The organism is Paenibacillus tyrphae (assembly GCF_000722545.1).
GTDB classification, from domain to species: domain Bacteria; phylum Bacillota; class Bacilli; order Paenibacillales; family NBRC-103111; genus Paenibacillus_G; species Paenibacillus_G tyrfis.
In genome coordinates this window covers 15,866-34,513 of the sequence record NZ_JNVM01000004.1, presented here as the reverse complement: position 1 = coordinate 34,513, position 18,648 = coordinate 15,866, and the positions used below count along the sequence as shown (strand labels likewise).

General features: G+C 50.6%; 14 protein-coding genes. 1 reads left to right on the top strand and 13 read right to left on the bottom strand.

Translation table 11 applies throughout. The annotated features are described in order from the left end of the window. Nucleotides 1-375: 375 nt before the first annotated feature. From ET33_RS03575 to xylA, 9 genes are all read right to left on the bottom strand, one after another. Entirely contained in the window at nt 376-2,652 is a 2,277-nt protein-coding gene (locus ET33_RS03575; RefSeq protein WP_036676624.1) for a beta-glucosidase family protein, read from the bottom strand. A gap of 30 nt (nt 2,653-2,682) precedes the next feature. After that, complete coding sequence (locus ET33_RS03570; protein WP_036676622.1) at nt 2,683-4,017, bottom strand: glycoside hydrolase family 30 protein; 1,335 nt, start codon at nt 4,015-4,017, stop codon at nt 2,683-2,685. 40 nt (nt 4,018-4,057) lie between these two features. Further along, nucleotides 4,058-4,870, bottom strand: a complete 813-nt coding sequence (locus ET33_RS03565; protein WP_036676619.1) for a carbohydrate ABC transporter permease — start codon at nt 4,868-4,870, stop codon at nt 4,058-4,060. A gap of 8 nt (nt 4,871-4,878) precedes the next feature. After that, entirely contained in the window at nt 4,879-5,763 is an 885-nt protein-coding gene (locus ET33_RS03560; protein WP_036676616.1) for a carbohydrate ABC transporter permease, read from the bottom strand. 89 nt (nt 5,764-5,852) lie between these two features. Next, nucleotides 5,853-7,163 carry an ABC transporter substrate-binding protein gene (locus ET33_RS03555; RefSeq protein WP_152570586.1) on the bottom strand — a complete coding sequence of 437 codons (1,311 nt, stop codon included), beginning with the start codon at nt 7,161-7,163 and terminating at the stop codon, nt 5,853-5,855. Between the two features lie 110 nt (nt 7,164-7,273). Continuing rightward, a complete protein-coding gene (locus tag ET33_RS03550) occupies nt 7,274-8,344 on the bottom strand; it encodes a response regulator transcription factor (RefSeq protein ID WP_036676613.1) in 1,071 nt (356 codons plus the stop codon). Next, entirely contained in the window at nt 8,341-10,125 is a 1,785-nt protein-coding gene (locus ET33_RS03545) for a sensor histidine kinase (protein WP_036676611.1), read from the bottom strand. Before ET33_RS03545 ends, ET33_RS03550 begins: the two co-directional genes overlap by 4 nt. Before the next feature lie 170 nt (nt 10,126-10,295). Beyond that, nucleotides 10,296-11,786 (bottom strand): xylulokinase, encoded by a 1,491-nt coding sequence (gene xylB, locus ET33_RS03540; RefSeq protein WP_036676608.1) that lies wholly within the window; start codon nt 11,784-11,786, stop codon nt 10,296-10,298. A gap of 36 nt (nt 11,787-11,822) precedes the next feature. Then, nucleotides 11,823-13,136: a xylose isomerase gene (gene xylA / locus ET33_RS03535; protein ID WP_036676605.1), complete on the bottom strand. Its 1,314-nt coding sequence runs from the start codon at nt 13,134-13,136 to the stop codon at nt 11,823-11,825. Nucleotides 13,137-13,292: 156 nt separating this feature from the next. On the opposite strand from xylA, the gene ET33_RS03530 reads away from it, so the two are divergent. After that, nucleotides 13,293-14,495, top strand: coding sequence for an ROK family transcriptional regulator (locus tag ET33_RS03530; protein WP_036676602.1), 1,203 nt, complete (start codon nt 13,293-13,295; stop codon nt 14,493-14,495). A gap of 72 nt (nt 14,496-14,567) precedes the next feature. Here the strand turns inward: ET33_RS03530 and ET33_RS03525 are convergent, their stop codons facing one another. The 4 genes from ET33_RS03525 to ET33_RS03510 form a co-directional block, all read right to left on the bottom strand. Next, the gene (locus tag ET33_RS03525) at nt 14,568-15,779 is read right to left on the bottom strand and encodes an MFS transporter (RefSeq protein ID WP_036676599.1); all 1,212 of its coding nucleotides are present in this window, start codon (nt 15,777-15,779) and stop codon (nt 14,568-14,570) included. Between the two features lie 66 nt (nt 15,780-15,845). Further along, complete coding sequence (locus tag ET33_RS03520) at nt 15,846-16,445, bottom strand: TetR/AcrR family transcriptional regulator (RefSeq protein ID WP_036676597.1); 600 nt, start codon at nt 16,443-16,445, stop codon at nt 15,846-15,848. A gap of 121 nt (nt 16,446-16,566) precedes the next feature. Next, nucleotides 16,567-17,472 (bottom strand): TIGR03943 family putative permease subunit, encoded by a 906-nt coding sequence (locus tag ET33_RS03515; RefSeq protein WP_036676594.1) that lies wholly within the window; start codon nt 17,470-17,472, stop codon nt 16,567-16,569. A gap of 18 nt (nt 17,473-17,490) precedes the next feature. Then, on the bottom strand, nt 17,491-18,426 hold the full coding sequence (locus ET33_RS03510) for a permease (protein ID WP_081890191.1): 936 nt from the start codon (nt 18,424-18,426) through the stop codon (nt 17,491-17,493). Between the last annotated feature and the right edge of the window lie 222 nt (nt 18,427-18,648).

Genomic DNA, 18,648 nt, shown 5'->3' with positions numbered 1-18,648 from the left:
CTGTGAGCTTGGTGAGAAAGCGATCAAACGGAATTATAGAGGTTACGAAGGGGCGGGGTATCCACTTCCGACCACTCTTGTCTTCGGGAAATTTGATTGGAAGCCGCTTAGTAGCGGACATTTCCCGAAGACAAAGGCGGCCGCTATCACTTCTCCAGCGGATACCCCACCTCCGTATGCTTCTCTATTTTTGTCAAAACCAACAGCCTAGTCAGGCTTCTCTTAGCCTGGCATTTTTGTAAAAAAAGAGCTTTGAACCTTACAGCACACTAAATTTTTTAGTAAATTAGATAACGAGTAAAATCGGATGCTGAGCACTTTTTGCAGACTTGGGCATAAAAAAAGAAGAAAGGATTACTCCCTTCTTCTCCACTTCTATTCGCCTATTTCATTTAACCGCCGGAGATCCGCTTCCAGCATCTCTTCCGTCACGGCGCCCTGGCTAAAAGCAGCGAGAACGCGCAGCGGCATATTCCTGACAAACTCCAGCATCATATCCGAACCGTCCTCTTCCAGCGCATTCATCACCTTGTTCTCGCTGTACTTTCGAAGCATCTCGCGAAAGATCGGGGATAGCTGCGGATCGTCCAGCAAATCGCCTACAAGCGAGTTTCGGGTAACGGTTTTCTTTAATCTGACAGTCGATTGCACGCGAATCGTCTCTTGAAGCACGAGCTTGGCCGACGATTTTCCGATCAAGATTTCAAAGTCGCCGGTCTCTACATGCCAGTCCTGCAGCTCGGGATTGTAGTAGGCGAATGCGCGCTTGTCCAATACGAACTCGACGGTCTTTTCCTCACCGGGCTCCAGTTCGACCTTCTCAAACCCTTTAAGCTCTTTTTCCGGCCGGATCACGCTTACTTCAGCATCTCTCACATACAGCTGGACGATTTCTTTTCCGGGGAGTTCGCCCGTATTTCGGACACGAACGCCGATGCGGACCGTCTCGGTATCCTGGATTTCCCGTTTGTCGACGGTCATGCCGGTGTATTCGAATGTCGTGTAGCTTAAACCGTGCCCGAACGGGAACAGAGGCTCGATCTGCTTGGCGTCGTAATAGCGGTAACCGACAAACAGCCCTTCCTTGTACTCCACCTTGTCCCCTTCGCCCGGGAAATTCAGATGGGAAGGATTATGGCTTAGTCGTTTCGGGAACGTTTCGGCCAGCTTGCCACACGGATTCGCATCCCCGAACAACAAATCCGCAATGGCGCCTCCAAGCGCCTGACCCCCCAGATAGCCTTCGAGCACACCCTTCACGCGATCGATCCAGGGCATCTCGACCGGAGCGCCGTTGCTTAAAACAACGACCACATTGCTTTGCACTTCTGCAACGGCCTCGATCAGCTTCCGATGATTGTCGGGAATCCGCAAATGCTGCCGGTCATACGCTTCGGATTCGTACCGTTCCGGCAAGCCTGCGAAAATGACCGCAGCCTTCGCTTGCGTCGCCGCCAGCTTCGCTTCCTGAAGCAAGCGGTCGTCGATGTCGTCGATGTCCAACGGATAGCCTTCGGCGTATACGATGCTGGCTTCGGCTCCCGCCGTTCGCCGGATTTCTTCATAAATATCGTCCAATCGGGTCGGGTTGATGTGGGAGCTTCCGCCGCCTTGATACCTCGGATGTTTCGCCAACGCCCCGATCACGGCGATCGTCCCGTCCTTTTTCAGGGGCAGAATGCCGTGTTCATTTTTTAACAGTACCATGCTTTCGCGCGCGACGGTTCTGGCCAGCGCATGATGAGCTTCCGCATCGAAGGAAGCATGCTCCTTTTTCCGGTCGACCGCTTGGAAAACAACGCGCAATAGTCGTTCCACGGCCTTGTCCAGAACTTCCTCGGACAGCTTGCCGCTCTTCACCGCGTCTACGATTTTCCGGTCGCCGAGGCCGTTGCTCGACGGCATCTCCAGCTCCAACCCGGCAGCCAATCCCTTCGCCCGGTCGTTCACGGCTCCCCAGTCGGACACAACAAAGCCTTCATGTCCCCATTCTTCCTTCAAAATACGGGTCAGCAAGTCCTCATGCTCCGAGCAATACTCACCGTTCACCTTATTGTAGGCGCACATCACGGTCCAAGGCTGAGCCTGCTTGACCGCTCCTTCGAAGCTTGCCAAATAAATCTCCCGCAGGGTCCGTTCGTCCACGACCGCATCCACGGTCATTCTTCGATGCTCTTGGTTATTCACGGCAAAATGCTTAAGCGACGTTCCTACACCTTGACTTTGGACGCCCTTGATATGATGGGTGGCCATTTCCGACGATAAATAAGGATCTTCCGAGAAATATTCGAAATTTCTGCCGCAAAGCGGCGAACGCTTGATGTTGGCCGCCGGTCCCAGCAGGATCGCAACGTCCTCGGCCTGACATTCCTCCCCCAAAGCGATTCCGACTTGTTCCATCAGCTTGCGGTCCCACGAGCAGGCCAAGCCTGCCGCCGAAGGAAAGCAGGTCGCCAGTACACTGTCGGCAAAGCCGAGGTGGTCCAGACCTCCCCGCTGCTTCCGGAGTCCGTGAGGGCCGTCTGTAAGCATAATCGACGGAATCCCAAGCCGTTCCACCGCCTTCGTTTGCCAGAAGTTCAAGCCGGAGCACAATCCGGCTTTCTCCTCTATGGTCATTTGCGAGATAAGCTGCTGTATATCCCTCTCCATTAGCATCCTCCCCTTACGACGAATCCGATGTCATATAATAATCGTATTGAACGATTCCGGTTCAAGCTCAAAAGCTTGCGTGCGCGTTCCATCACTTAGTCGGAGAATCCGCGGCTCGGCGAACGGGTTAGCCACAATCACCGCTTTTTGTCCGTTCGGCGCTGCAAAAGCAAGCGCGTTTCCGGCCCACGGACCTTTCAACCCGATGCGCGACGAACCCGGAGCAACGAAATGCGAGAAATGCTTCATCACAAAAAACTCGGGATTGTACACGGCCCGCTTGGCGGCGGGATCTGCCGTGATCATCGAATTTTGCTCCCAGCCCCACGTGCTTCGCCCTTTCGGCTCCAGCGCCATGTTCCAATAAATATAGCTGTTTACGCCGTTCACGAAATAATGCTGATATAAATTAAAAACATATTTCGCATAGTCCCACGTATTCAGGCCGTCTCCGCATTCGTTTTCCGTCTGCATGTAGCGAAGCTCCGGATAGCTCTGCACGGTTCGTTGAATCGCATATTTGCCCGCCCATTGGTAACCGACGCCTTGAATATATTTGTAAGCTTCCGGATCGCTTAACACGGTATTGGCATAAACATCGTAATCCGAAGTCGATTTGTGCAGCATTTCCTGCCATGGCTCCGGCGCATTGATCGTTCCCAGCCAAATTTCCGTATCCAGCCCGTGCTCCTCGAAGGCCGGCCCCAAATAGTCGCGGATGAACTCGCGAAGCTGCTCTCCCGTCCAGACGCACGACGGGAATTTCTGGTCGGCGACCACTTCATTTTGCACATGAATCTGATGAATCGTAATGCCTTCCTGACGATAAGCTTCTACAAACTTGACGAAGTAAAGCGCATAGGCCTGCAAAATGTCCTTTTCCCAACGCAGCGTTCCATAATTGTAGGCCTTGGGAAACTTCATCCAAGTCGGCGGACTCCATGGGGAAGCAAAAAATTTCAAATCCGGATTATACGTTAACGCTTCTTTGATATACGGAATTAAATACTGACGATCGCGGTCGATGGAGAAATGCTCCATGGCCAAATCTCCGTCCGTCTCGTTCAGACTATACCATTCAAGCGCGTAATCGCTGGCGCCGATCGGCAGACGGCAGATGCCGAGCTTCAGCTCTCCTTCGGGATGAAATAAGGAGTGAAGCACGCGTCTCCGTTCTTCCGGAGTCAAATGGCTTAATGCCGTAAAGCCCAATTCGTTAAAGCAGCCTCCAAAGCCCTCTACCGTTTGAAAAGCTTCGCCGGTAATCGTAAGGTTGGCGTCGCCTCTGGCCTGACCGGAGACCGGTTTTTCCGTCCAGCAAGCGTCTTTCGTGCTCGAAATCCAGCGAATGTCGCGATTGCCCATGAAGTAAACCCCTCCTATGTTCCTCCAAATTCATAATTCGTTACCCTTTTACGGCGCCGTCCGTAATCCCTTGAATGATCCAGCGCTGGAAAATGGCAAAAAAGACGACGATCGGGATCGAAGACAAAATCAAGGATGCCAGAATCAAACCCCATTCCCTGCTGTACTTGCCGAAAAACATGTTGATCGTCAACACGAGCGTATAATTGCGGAAATCGGTAAGCAGCAGCACCGGAAGCAGGAAGTCGTTCCACAACCAAAGCATGTTTAAGATCACAATCGTAAACGTAATCGGCAGCAGCAGCGGAAAAATAATCGTAAAATACGTCCTGAACTCGCCGCAGCCGTCGATTTGAGCCGATTCGTCCAGCTCGCGCGGAATGCCTTTCACAAAGCCGTGGTACAAAAAAATAGCCATATTGATGCCCAGTCCCGCACATACGATCCCAAGCCCCAGCGGCGAACCTTGCAGCCCCAGCCCTTTAGCCATTTTGGTCAAGGTGACCATGATCGTTTGGAAAGGAATCAGCATCGAAGCGACAAACAGCATAAACACAAAATTGCTTAGTCTGCTCCGCGTCCGGGAAAGCTTATATCCGGCCAAAGAGCTGAAAAAGACGATTCCCGTAATCCCCGTCACCGTAACCACGACGGTATTCCAGGCGCTTCTGAGCATGTTCGCTTTCTTGAACGCCTGAACGTAGTTGTCAAATTGCGGACTAGTGGGGAAGCTTAAGACGGAACGGTACATATCGCCCGGAGATTTCAAGGAATTGATGATCGCCATATAGATCGGGAAAAGGAAGTAGACCGCCAGCAAAGACAGCACGACGAGCGATAAAACGGAATACATGCGCCTAGTCACGCTTCCACCTCCCGTTTCTTCATCACCGACACTTGAACGAGCGTAATGACCAGAATGATCAGGAAGAGGATGATCGCCTTGGCGCTGGCATAGCCATAACGGTAGTTGCGCTGATAAGCTTCCTCCAAAATATTCATCGTGATCACCTGCGTAGCCCGGGCCGGACCTCCTCCGGTCAATGCAAAGATGAGGTCATACACTTTAAACGAGCTGTTCAAGGTCAGGAAGATGCAGATCGTCAGCGCGTGCGAGATTAAAGGCAGCGTAATGTACCGAAGCATGTGATACGGCTTGGCTCCGTCAATGATGGCCGCTTCCTTCAAGTGCTGCGGTATGCCCTGGATGGCGGACATATAAATAATCATCAAGGTGCCGACGCCGCCCCATACGGAGACAAGCATGATGCTCCAGAACGAGACGTTCGGGTCGCCGAGCCAGGATTGACCGAGAAATTTTAAAGCGGCATATTCGGACAAGGCAGGCATCACTTTTGTAAACACGAACACCCACATAAACGTACTGATAATGACGCTGAGCATATTAGGCATGAAGAAGACCGTTCGAAAAAATCCCTTCGCTCTTTTTTGCGACTCAATCAACAGCGCGAGCAGCAGCGCCAGGGCGTTTTGCAGCACTACCGCAAACAAGACATACTTGGCGGTAAATAAAAGCGCCGTTCTGAAGTTGGCATCGTCGCGAATGGCTTCGACGAAATTTTGGAGCCCGACGAAGCTGTAGGACTTATTTAAGCCGTCCCAGTTCGTGAAGCTGTAGTAAGAGCCCTGCAGTACGGGAATAACCAAGAAAATGACATATAGAATAAAAGCAGGAAGTACGAACAAAATCAGAGAAGTCGTTGCTTTGGACAGGCGTTTCAGCATGATGTTCAATCCCTCCTTCGGGGGAAGTCGCGCCCTGTTCTCAGAACGGTTGGCTGCGGGAACAGAGCGCGACGCTCTCTTTCGGGCACTTATTTTTTATTGGCGGCTGTGTTGGCATCCTTCCAGGTTTTATCCAGATCCTTGATGACGTCTTCTTTGGACATCTTTTTGCTGAAGTAGGCCTGCAGCGCCTTGCCTCCTTCGTCCTTAACCGCAGAAGGAATCGACGGATCCTTGTAGGATTTCCCTTTGTTCACGTAGCTCGAAGCTTCCTCCACCCATGGATACGGCTTGAAGGTATGGGTTTTGGAGACGGGATTGAACTTCAGGCTTTGATAAAGCTCGTTCGACGCTTGATCGTCCAAAATATAGTTCAGCAAGTCCTGCGATACCTCTTTATTTTTGCCGTTCGAGGCCATCGCCAAAGAGGTGGATACGGATACATTAATCATCGTCGCATTCGGATCGTCATTGAGCGGCAGCGGCGCGACGCCAAAATCGAGCTTGTCGTTGATCTTCAGGATGCTGTCGGAATCCCAAGGCCCTTGCACCCACATGGCGGCCTTGCCGCTCGCAAACTCGGCGGCCCCGTCATCGTTACCGATTTCAAAAGCGCGGTCCGTTCCGTTCGCGTTCACAAGGTCGATAATGTCGAACATCTCCTTGATATCCGCGAAGCTGCCTTGTCCCTTGTTCATGCTGTCGACAAAGTCTTTATGGCTCGAATTGACCAATCCGCCGATCGTGAGCGAAAGGAACAGCTGCGGAATCCAGCCTTCTTTATAGCTGAGAAGAAAAGGCTTGACGTTATTGTCTTTCAGCTTCTGTGTAACCGTCTTCATTTCCGAGAACGTGGTAGGCGGCTTCAGGCCCAAATCGTTAAATATTTTTTTGTTGTAGAGATAGCCCCACTCCAGGCTTTCCATCGGAACTGCTACTACTTTATTGTCAATGGAGACGATGGGCTTGATCCCGTCGCTCAGCTTGCTGGCCAGCGGCTGGCTGGATAAATCGGACAAATAGCCGGCTTTGTAATAATCCGGAATCTCGTTCACCGCATGGATGGAAAAGATGTCCGGCACATCCCCCGTGGCCAGCCGGGTTTTCAAAATTTGCGGAGCATTCTCCGCCCCCGGATACTCGGAGTTAATCGATACTTCGATATTTTTCTCTTTCTTTTCCTTCTCGGCAAACTGGGCAAAGTACTTGTCAAATTGATCGCGGAAACGGTCCAGGCCCCCGAGGAAAATTTTCAGCTCGACCTTTTTCGGTGCCCCCGCGGCTTGGTTGCCCTGCGCTCCCGAACCGCTGGCGTTATCGCCGCTTCCCCCGCCCGATGAACAAGCGACTGTAGACCCCAGCATGAGAATAGCTGCTGCTGTTGTAAGTGCTTTCTTCATTGCTTGTATCCTCCCTTTTTCGTGATTGGCGCTTACGTGTTTAGTATAATCGGGAGTGCGCCCTGAGCGCATTGGACCGGATTTGCGTCATGGACTGGACGATATTGATATTAGACTTGAGGGTCCTGACGGACTTGATTGGGAGTAATCCCGGTTACTTTTTTGAACAGGCGGTGAAAATAAGTAATATCCGAGTAGCCTACGGCTTCCGCCGCGCTTTTAATGGAATTGGCCGGATCTAGCAGCAGCTGCTTTGCTTTTTCCATCCGTTTGGAAATGATGTAATCCACGACCGTCGAGCCGGTTTCCTGCTTAAACGTCCGGGACAGATGCTCCTTGCTGACGAAAAATCGGCCGGCAACCGATTCCAGGGTGATCGATTCCGCAAAGGAAACGTCGATATACTGTCTGACTTCGTCAATGTCGATCCGATTCTTGCTTCTTCTCCGGTGAATCCATTCCTCCAGCACGGCAGCGTACGCGGCGGACAAAACCTCGATCCACTGCGGCAGAGGCGTATCGTCCGAAACGTAAAAGTTATTGGCACATGCCGGAATCGCAAACGTCGCATCCGTTCCCGCCATGGACACCTGTTCCTCGAGCAATAAGAGGAATTGCTTGTACAACGTATTGTTAAAGCCGGGCTGGAACGGTTCCCGGGCGCTCAATACTTGTTCCAATTCCTTGAACCGGCCCTGAACGGCCTCCACCTGCATGCCTTGAAAATGGCCGGAAATGATCCGCTTATACTCCGTGATGATCTTCAGCATTGGCTTGTCCAGCGGCTGCACGGTATGGAGCCCCCGGGCGATCCGCCATTCCCGGACAGCCTTCTCCAGCGCCATGTTCAGCTCTTCCGGGTGGATCGGCTTCAAAATGTATTCATCGACTTTGGATCGAATTGCCTGTTTGGTATAAGAAAAATCGTCATAGCCGCTGATCACAATTTTGCGGATAAACGGGTAGTCCTCCGTCAGCTTCTGCAAAAGCTGGACCCCGTTCATCCCGCGCATCTTCATGTCCGTAATGACAATTTCCGGGTTGATTTCATCGATGATTTTCAACGCGCTTAAGCCGTCCTCCGCCTCTTCGACCCGATCGATGCCGAAACGCGCCCAGTCGGCCAGCTGCTGAATGCTGCTCCGCGTCCAAAATTCGTCGTCAATAACGACAGCCTTCATACGGCTTCCTCCTCTCCATGCTGCGGAACGGCAGGAATGACGACTTTGACCGTCGTACCCGCTCCTGCCCTGCTGTCGATAAATAATCCATACTCTTCCCCGAAAATAAGCCTGATCCGGGAATGCACATTGCCGAGGCCCAGGCTCTCGCCCAGCTCCCGGTCTTCCGACTCGTCGTTCAACCGGTTACGCAGCTCTTCCAGCCGCGTTTCCTCCATGCCGACGCCGTTATCCTCGATGCTGATCTCGATTTCATCCAACACCTTCTGCGCCGTAATCGTGATGGACCATTCCGCCATTTTCCCCTCAAGTCCGTGAACAAAACAATTCTCGACAATGGGCTGCAGGGAGAACTTCGGAATTTGACAGGACCGGCATTCGTCATCGACATCCAGATGAATGCGGATCATGTCCTGAAAGCGCAATTTTTGAATCTGCAAATAATTGCCGACATGCTCCAGCTCATCCGCGACCGTGACCAAGTCCGACTTCATTCGGATGGTGTAGCGGAACAAATCGCTGATCGCGCGGACATGCTCGTAAATTTCGGGGACGTTCCGCGAGATGGCGATACCGCCTATGGCCTGCAGCGCATTTTGCAGAAAATGCGGATTGATCTGCGCCTGCATCGCTTTCAGCTGCGCCGTCCGCTTCTCGATCTTGCTTTTGTATTCAATCTGGATCAGCTCTTTGATCCTTTGAAGCATGGAATTAAACCGTCGCTCCAGCGTGCCGATTTCATCGCTGCGTATGTCGCTGACGCTGACGTCAAAGTTTTGGAATTCCACCGCTTTCATCGATTTCGTCAGCCGGATGATGGGTTTCGTCGTATAATAGGCGGTCAAAATCGCGACCAATATAGCCAGCACAATAAATATAACGGCGGTAAAGAAACTGAAGCTCAGCGTGGACGAAGCACCTTTCGTCAAATAATTCATCGGAATAAATTTAACAATACGGAGCTGACCCGATACGGCGGGCTGGTAAAAGATTAACCCCTGCTTCAGCTCCATGTGTCCGGGCCCGTCCGAATTCGCGGCAGCCTTCTTCAATACTTCGCTGGACAGAGCCTCCTGCTGCGAACTCGCATAAGGGTTATACATAATATTTCCTTGATTGTCCAAAATCATCACTTGGCTGTTCGGTTCGGAATGGATCATGTCCAGCACGCTATTCATCATATTCCAACGGACATCCAGCGATATCCCGCCAAGAACCTCCCGATTCTCAAACCGGTTCATCGTACGTACCAGGGTAAAATTATTGTGTGCCGCATGCATCACCCTGTTAACGCTTTCAAACGATTGATCCAAATCTCCCCAGTTTCCGAAGGGAGCGTTGAGCTGCCCGGTTGAACTCACCGCATCTTTATCGACGACGAATAAACGGTGCTTGGACTTCAAATAAAGCGAAATCTGCACGATATTTTTATTATTGGCGATATACAAGGATCTCAGCTTCTCTTGAATATAGGAGTCCGCCGCATCCGGGCTGTTCACGCCGTTGTCCGATCCCCCGTTCCCGCTTGGAAACAAATTGTTATCAAGCAGAAGGGAGTAGCTCACCGCTTGCAGCTGATCGAATTTTTCATCCAAATATTTGGCGGCCCAGTCCATTCTCGATTCGTTGGAACGGATCACTTCCAGGCTCAAAGATTGCTTGGTCGTATTGGCCGCAAAAAGGGTGACCAGAATTAACGGCATAATCGCAATCGTCACCATCAAAAGCATCAGCTTGTACCTCAGGCTCTTCTGAAAGCGATGGAACAGTCGCTTCATCATGGTGCCGGCCTCCCATAAAATCAAATGTCCGCCTTTATTGTAGCAGATTCAGTACGCACCGGCAGCAAAGCGATAAAAATTGTTTATCGGCCCATTTATTTCCTAACTGAAAAAGGGCAGGTCGAATACCAATTCGTCCGCCCTTTTTTTGCAGTTGAATGATGCTTTGGTTATCGATATGCCTGTAATCTCCGGTTTAAATCCCGGGTGCTGGCATAAACCGATTGATAAATTCCGAATAAGTCCTGATACGCCGCCGCACGTTGCGGGTCCGGTTCGAACTGCCGGTCATAGCCGACGAACCGGTCAGCGCACTCCGCGATGCTTCCGAACCAGCCGCAGCCGACCGCGGCAAGCATGGCCGCTCCTAAAGCGGGGCCCTGCTCGTTAGTCAGCTTCACGACCGGAGCTTGAAAAATATCCGCCTGCATTTGCAGCCAAACCTCATTTTTGGCCCCGCCGCCGATGGAGACGATCGTCCCTACTTCGACTCCCGCTTTCCTCAACAGCTCGACCGACTCCCGAAGGGAGAACGTAATCCCCTCCATCACCGCCCGAACCAAGTGCTCGCGCCGATGCGAGCCGTCCAGCCCGATAAAGCTGCCTCTGATTACCGAATCCGCATGAGGCGTACGCTCCCCGACGAGATACGGCGTAAATAACAGCCCTCCCGCGCCGGCCGGCACTTCGGAAACCTGCGCTAAAAAAGCGTCATAGCTTTCCCCGGCCGCGATCGTTTTCTTGAGCCAATCCAGACTGTATCCCGCCGCAAGCGTGACGCCCATCGCATAATAACCGCCCGGCTGCGAGTGGTTAAAAAAGTGGATGTTCCCCGCGAAATCCTTCTCCTGATCCTCGTAGGACAAGATGACTCCCGAGGTTCCAATGCTGCACAAAGCGTCGCCCTTCTTTAAAATACCGGCCCCGACCGCGCCGCACGCATTATCCGCTCCCCCCGCATACACCTTCGTATCCGGCGCAAGCCCCGTCCGGTCCGCGATTTCCGGCAGCAAGCAGCCGACGAAATCCAGCGATTCCGCAAGCTGCGGACACAGGCTCATGTCGATGCCGAAGGCGCCGCAAATTTCCCGGCTCCATTGCTTCCCGATCACATCGAGCAGCAGCGTGCCCGCCGCATCAGAAATATCCATATGCAGCTTGCCTGTCAGACGGTAGCGCAAATAATCTTTGGGAAGCAGGAACACCGCCGCTTTGCGGAATACCTCCGGTTCATGCTCCTGCACCCACATGATTTTCGGGAGCGTGAAGCCTTCCAAGGCGGCATTTTTCGTAATGTGATACAGCCTCGGCCCAAGCTTGCTTTCAATCGTTCTGCACTGCGCCGTCGTTCTCGTGTCATTCCATAAAATCACCGGGCGAAGCACCTGCCCTTGTTCATCCAGCAGAACCAAGCCATGCATTTGTCCCGAGAAGCTGATCCCTTCGATATCCTTAGGCTCCACTCCCGACTCCTGCACCAACGCGCGCAAACCGTCCACGGTTTGATTTACCCATGCCTCCGGCTCCTGTTCGCTATATCCGGGCTGCACGTGCTGCAGCGGATAGCTTCGCGACGTCTCGCAGCGCACCTTCCCTTCTTGATCGACAAGAAGAGCTTTTACGGAGCCGGTGCCTAAATCAATCCCAATAACATATTTCATGCCCTATCCTCCCCAAGGAGTGATCGTTCGCCCCGCTTATACGGAAAAGATATACTCGTTCAGCTCGGCCTTAATCCGCTCAAGTCTGCCGGATTTATTGCCAATCGTTTGGTTGCCGAGCGCATACTGCTCCAATTGGCGGAAATCCGCTTTGCCCGACACGATATCAAGGCCGATACCGCTCTTGAAGCTGCTGTAGCGCTCATCCGTAATTTTCTCAAAAAAGCGGTCCTCCATCAATTTTGCCGCAACCTTCAAGCCTTTGGCAAACGTATCCATTCCCGCGATATGCGCATGGAACAAATCTTCCGGTTCGAACGACGATCTTCTGACCTTCGCGTCGAAGTTCACGCCGCCCGATCCAAGGCCCCCGTTTTTCAAAATTTCATACATCGCAAGAGTAACCGCATACAGATCGGTCGGGAATTCATCCGTATCCCAGCCAACCAGCAGATCGCCCTGGTTCGCGTCGATAGAACCGAGCATGCCATGCGAACGGGCCACTCGCAGTTCATGCTCGAAGGTGTGTCCGGCGAGCGTCGCGTGGTTCGCTTCGAGGTTCAGCTTAAAATGATCCTGAAGCCCGTATTTTTGCAGGAATGCAATAGTGGTCGCGGCGTCAAAATCATATTGGTGCTTCGTCGGCTCCTTCGGCTTCGGTTCGATTAGAAATTGCCCCGTAAAGCCGATTTCCTTCGCATAAGCGACAGCCATATGATAAAATCTCGCCAAATTGTCCAGCTCAAGCTCCAGATCCGTATTGAGCAGCGATTCGTATCCTTCGCGTCCGCCCCAGAACACATAATTTTCCGCGCCCAGCTCTACCGCCGTTTCCAGCCCCTTCTTCACCTGCGCCGCCGCGTACGCATACACGTCCGCATTGGAGGTCGTTGCCGCGCCATGAACGAAACGCGGATTTGTGAACATATTGGCCGTGTTCCACAGCAGCTTTACGCCGCTCGCTTTCATGTGCTCTTGGATAGAGGCCACGATCACATCCAGATTGCGGTTCGTTTCGTTCAGCGAATCGCCTTCGGGCGCAATATCCCGGTCATGGAAACAAAAATAAGGAGCGCCGATCTTCTCAAAAAATTCAAAAGCCGCCTCGACGCGTACCTTCGCCAAGTCTAACCCGGTGTAGTTCGCCCAAGGACGGATGGCCGTATCGGCGCCGAACGGATCGCTGCCACCGCCCGTCAAGGTATGCCAGTAGGCAACGGCAAAGCGAAGATGCTCCTCTTGCGTTTTACCAAGCACGATTTCCGATTGGTTGTAATGCTTGAACGCCAACGGATTTTTGGAATCTTTCCCCTCGTACTGAATCTTGCTGACCGTATTGAAATAACTCATATCGATTCTCCTCCCTATGTTGGAAAAATGGTTTAACCTCATGTTAGCATCGGACACTTTGTTTGTCCAGTAGACAAAGTAAGTCCACCTTTTATTTTTTGCAATCCGTGTTATGATAAAGAAAAAGAACCGAAATAGCAGGCTTTGGAGGATGGCATGAAAATCACCGGCGATTTGCAATTGATGAAAAAAATAAACAAATACCTTGTTCTGGATACGATCCGTCATCATTACCCGATTTCCAGAGCGGACATTTCCGTGAAAACCGGTTTAAATAAAACGACGGTGTCTTCCCTTGTCACCGAATTGATCGAAAGCCACTTTGTGACCGAAATCGGGCTTGGCGAATCCAGCGGCGGAAGAAAACCGATGATGCTGCTGTTCAACCAGCAGGCCGGTTACGCGATTGGCGTCGACCTCGGCGTGAATTATATTTTGGCGATGGTCACCGATTTGGGCGGAACCGTCGTCAAGGAGAAAAAAATCGAAATGACCGATTTGAGCGTGGAGACGGTGACGGAGAAGCTCAAGAAGTGCATCCATTCGCTCATCAAAAAAACGGCTACGTCTCCGTACGGCGTAATTGGAATCGGCGTCGGCGTACCGGGGCTGGTCGACGATCAAGGTAACGTCCTGTCCGCTCCCAATCTGGGATGGACCGACGTTCCCCTCCAAGACATGCTGCAGCAGGAGTTCAACCTCCCGATCGCCATCGATAACGAAGCGAACGTCGGCGCTCTGGGTGAGAAGGAATTCGGCGCCGGGCGCTCCGTCTCGAATATGATTTATCTCAGCGTCGGGATCGGGATCGGTGCGGGAATTATTCTGAACGACGCCTTGTATCGGGGAGTTTCCGGCTTCTCCGGCGAAGTGGGGCATATGACCCTGGCGCAGGATGGGCCCCTCTGCGGGTGCGGCAGCCGCGGGTGCTGGGAAACGTTCGCCTCGGAGAAGGCGCTCATCCATCAAGCGAAAGCCCTTCAGCTCATTGACGAGAAAATTCAAGTCGCCGACGCGACTGACAAAATCAACCTGAACACTTTGCTGCACCTGGCCAAGCGGGGACATCGTCCGGTCATCGATCTATTTGCAAGCACCGGACACTGGCTGGGGGTCGGCATCACAAATCTGGTGAATGTGTTTAATCCCGAGCTCATCGTGATCGGGAACCGCATGTCCCTGGCATCCGAATGGATGGCAGATTCCATCCGTGAAACGTTGAATTCGCAAAGCCTCTCGTTCCATCGCCAAAAAATGAACGTCGTCTACGCACAGCTGGGCATGAATTCCTCGGCTGCCGGCGCCGCATCGATTGCGATCAACCGCTTCTTTTCGTCTATGAAGGCTTTGTCGGATTAAGGGTTTTAGCCCCTCCGCAAGAAAAAGGCCACTCCCCCGCCGATTGTCGACGGTAGGAACAGCTCTTCCCCATCAGGAAGCGGCATTCGCCTCCTGCGAGTTGTTCTTTTTACCTTTTACCGATAAAACAAAACAAATAAACAATATTATGAACGCCAGTGTATACGGATAGTTAAGGTCCAGATCGAATAAAAAACCGGCTACGATAGGACCTATAATATTGCCGAGACTGGTAAAGGCAGAGTTTAAGCCGGCAACATAGCCTTGCTGATCTTTTGCCACCATTGACATTTGCGTACTGATGGCCGGCCGTAAAATATCGATTGCCAGAAATATAATGAAGGTAACGGCAAATATCAACCAGAATGTGTGAACAAAAAGCGTCAGCAGAATAAACAAGCTAGCAAAGATCAGGCAGAGCGATATGACACGTTGCTCCCCGAAACGCTTCAGTATCCAGCTGAAAGCTGTAGCCTGAACCACAGCGCCGGCTATCGACCCGAACGTTATGATAAAGGCGATATCTTTAGGCCCGAACCCAAATTTGTGATCCACAAACAGTCCAAAGACCGTTTCAAAATTAGCAAGCCCAAACGACATGACAAAAACGATGATCAAGCTTAAAAAATACGGCTCTCTATAAGCGTATCTCAATTGCGAGAGAAGACCGCCCCATTCTCTTGCGCCAGATGATGGAGTACCGGCTATATTCTCTTTTGAAGGGAGCGATTCCCGTAGAATAAACAATGTAATACATGCGGCGAAGATCCCTGCAACCCCCGCGGCGAAAAAGGGCACGCGGATGCCGAATTCGGCAATATAACCGCCAATACCAGGTCCGATAATAAAGCCTGTTGTAATGGCTGCGTTAATGTAGCCCATCCCCGCCGCCCTTTCTTCCTTTGTCGTGATATCTGCCGCGTAAGCCATAACGGCCGGCATAATCATCGCAGCACTAATCCCGCCGAGCAGCCTGGAAACAAACAGTAGAGCAGATGAACTTGCTATCCCGAACAGCACTTCAGAGAAGGCGAACACGGCCAAGCCGATGACAATCATCCTTTTTCTACCGAAGGAATCGGCCAACCGGCCGGCCAACGGCGAACAAAGAAGCTGCGTCAGTGAAAAAGCCGCAACCAACAGGCCGATAATCCCCCCGGTGATGCCCAAGCTTTCCATGAACTTAGGCATAATGGGGATGACAAGCCCGATCCCCGAGAAGACCAGAAATAGATTGAACATGAGGATCAGTAAGGCTCCCCGATTTTTTGATAATAATCCCATTCTTAATTCCTCCATACTTCTTCAAAAAAATACTGAATATTTATTCAGGATAACGGCAAAAAAAAGCTAGCGGGTTGGCTTGGTAATGCCATGCAGAAACACATCCATAGCCAATCGATACGCCTCCAGCGCTTCCTCTCTTTCCATTCTCCGGCTATGTTGATTCAATCCAAGCATCAAACTATCCAAAATAATGGCGAGTCCGGTAACATTGGTGGTTTCGAATTCATGGTTATCGATCCCCCTCTGTAGCAGCTGCCGATTAAAGTCAAGATAACCTTTGACCATTTCATGAATTCGCTCCTCTACATCCGGAGCTTTCTCGGAGTTGTTGAAAAATTCATCAGAGGCCTTGGTTAGCGGATGATTTAGTTGATCAAGCGCCAAATGTTCGGCCATGCCATATAATTTATCGATCGTGGTGGGGTACAGCGTTTCTTTGTCCAGCCATGTCTTATCCCATTCCGTGTTCCACTCTTCAAGTAAATATAAAAAAAGCCCTTCCTTGTTCTTGAAATGATAATAAATGTTCCCGGCGCTGCAGCCGGTCGCTTTCACGATATCTTCTATGGATGTTGCTTTATAGCCTTTTTGGGCAAATAAAGCTCTTGCCGCATCGGCGATCTTCTTCTTCGTTTGCTCGGTTTGCTGTTTCTTTTTATTCACATCGACTTCACCACTTTTCCGGATAACAAATTTTTCAAGGTGGACACCGGTATAATACTGAACTTTTATTCAGTATTATAGGCGATGAACGAAGTCTTTTGCAAACCTTATCTTTGTTTCATCAATTCCCGAAATATGGATTCCCATAAACGTAAGGATTTGTAGGCACTTTTTGGGTGTCTATTGATTTGGCATCGATAGCCAATACGCTTTTGCCGTCAAAATGACGTTTTTCAATGGTGCCGAGAACGACCACATACATATCGTTTTGCCATTGTTCGGAGGTATCGGTTTCTACAAGGATAGCAAGTGGTACGGAGTCTGCGACACAGCACCGCATCGCGAATCTTCCCACGGCAAATTGGTTTTTATTCATACTGTCGAGACGGTAAACATAACCGCTAATCTGCACCTTTTTACCGATAAATTGCTCTTGATACAAGTCCATCGACGTCAGCGATTCTATATAAATATCATCGTTAATCGTAATGAGCGGCTGATTGTACATATCCGCAGCCTGTTTGGCATAGGGCCTTATGTATTCATTGAACGGAAAAGACGGTCCCGAATCCAATTGTAACTTATTATTGGGAGTTAAGTTTGGAGCTGCATCACCGGAATTGCTATTAAGCAATATGCCTGAAGGGGTTAAATTCAACCCTTTTTGGGCCGCCATCTTACTTCCTAATACCGCATCGGGAATTAAAAAGGCAAGAACAAGCGGAACGATCAAAGCCGCATACATGATAATAACGCTTGGTTTCCATTGATCGTGACTATGTGATGAACAAGTACAAGTGATCGCAGCAGTTTTCTTGTTGGACAAGACATCTCGAACCGCCAAATAAAGCTGGTGCATGGCCAGTACATACAAACCAAAGGCAAGACCTTTTACCCAAAGCTCCATTCTTGGAGCCACATAATAGCTCAACGCATCCGACCGGCTAATCCGGACGATAAAAAAAACAAATGCGATCAAGACCGCAGCTCGAATCGTTCGATGTACAAACGCGGAACTTATTTTCATGATGACCCCGCCTCCATTTTATAAGTGCATATACAGTTGATCGAAGGCGACAGACCCCAACAGAACAACGACCGCTGAAATGATCAGAACCGTAGCGACGGTTTTGAGGCGAAAGACTTTTAGCAGCATCAAAGTGCTTTTGATATCCAGCATGGCGCCAAATACGAGAAAAGCAAGCACTGAACCTAAACTAAAATCGGGAATGAACGTAGCTCCGACAAAAGAATCTGCCGTGGAGCAAATGGAAAGGACATAGGAAAGCCCCATCATAAACAAATGCGGGGTCCAGTCCCCATCACTTAACGTAAGAAGCCACTTCTTGCTTACAACGGTTTGCAGCAAAGCTGTGACGGTAGCGCCCAAAACTAAATATTTGCCTACATCAAACATTTCAATGGCAGCATGCTCCAACGTTTCATGCAATTTCGTTTTCCATGCTGCGTTTGGCGCTTTGTTGGAATGCAAGTGCTTGATGTTTTTTTTGCCTGCAGCGGCCTGTTCATTAGCGTTGCTCACTGAATTACGGAGCGCAGAAGCATGTACTCCCCGAGAAGCCCATAGCCCAATGAAGGCCGCTGCGGCAAACGCCAGCACCATGCGGGAGATAGCCATCTCTGGTTGGGCCTGAAAGGCCACGAACGTGGAAGCAAATACAACCGGATTGATGACCGGCCCTGCCATCATAAACACAATGCCGATATAAGGCGGCATGCCTTTGCGAATCAACCGGTGCACAACAGGGATGATCCCGCATTCACAAAGCGGAAAAATGATACCCAGCAAACATCCGAAAAGGATGCCGGGAATCGTTTTTTTCGGTATCCATCGCTGTAGCAGTTGATCACTAACCAGCGTTTGGAGCAAAGCAGAAATCACGACACCAAGTAAAATAAAGGGAAATGATTCGAGTAAAATGCCAACCATCATTGTGCGAAAATCACTTAGAAAACTCATCGGGCCACCTCATCAAGAATAAATCATCACAAAAACAACAAATTTTAAATTAGGATAATTTGTTTGCCGTGTTTTTCCCTTTATTTAGTTTAACTTCTGATTGTTATATCAACATCAACGCATTATTAAGAAAATACGAAGACTATTCCTTTACAAAAACATTACCTCTATTTAATCTCACAAAAACAAAATACAAATAAAATACAATCAAACAATTATAAA

Excerpts from the sequence above, each read along its gene's own strand:
- ET33_RS03575 (WP_036676624.1), bottom strand. The coding sequence starts at position 2,652 with ATGGAGAGGGATATACAGCAGCTTATCTCGCAAATGACCATAGAGGAG.
- ET33_RS03570 (WP_036676622.1), bottom strand. The coding sequence starts at position 4,017 with ATGGGCAATCGCGACATTCGCTGGATTTCGAGCACGAAAGACGCTTGC.
- ET33_RS03565 (WP_036676619.1), bottom strand. The coding sequence starts at position 4,870 with ATGTATTCCGTTTTATCGCTCGTCGTGCTGTCTTTGCTGGCGGTCTAC.
- ET33_RS03560 (WP_036676616.1), bottom strand. The coding sequence starts at position 5,763 with ATGCTGAAACGCCTGTCCAAAGCAACGACTTCTCTGATTTTGTTCGTA.
- ET33_RS03555 (WP_152570586.1), bottom strand. The coding sequence starts at position 7,163 with ATGAAGAAAGCACTTACAACAGCAGCAGCTATTCTCATGCTGGGGTCT.
- ET33_RS03550 (WP_036676613.1), bottom strand. The coding sequence starts at position 8,344 with ATGAAGGCTGTCGTTATTGACGACGAATTTTGGACGCGGAGCAGCATT.
- ET33_RS03545 (WP_036676611.1), bottom strand. The coding sequence starts at position 10,125 with ATGATGAAGCGACTGTTCCATCGCTTTCAGAAGAGCCTGAGGTACAAG.
- xylB (WP_036676608.1), bottom strand. The coding sequence starts at position 11,786 with ATGAAATATGTTATTGGGATTGATTTAGGCACCGGCTCCGTAAAAGCT.
- xylA (WP_036676605.1), bottom strand. The coding sequence starts at position 13,136 with ATGAGTTATTTCAATACGGTCAGCAAGATTCAGTACGAGGGGAAAGAT.
- ET33_RS03530 (WP_036676602.1), top strand. The coding sequence starts at position 13,293 with ATGAAAATCACCGGCGATTTGCAATTGATGAAAAAAATAAACAAATAC.
- ET33_RS03525 (WP_036676599.1), bottom strand. The coding sequence starts at position 15,779 with ATGGGATTATTATCAAAAAATCGGGGAGCCTTACTGATCCTCATGTTC.
- ET33_RS03515 (WP_036676594.1), bottom strand. The coding sequence starts at position 17,472 with ATGAAAATAAGTTCCGCGTTTGTACATCGAACGATTCGAGCTGCGGTC.
- ET33_RS03510 (WP_081890191.1), bottom strand. The coding sequence starts at position 18,426 with ATGAGTTTTCTAAGTGATTTTCGCACAATGATGGTTGGCATTTTACTC.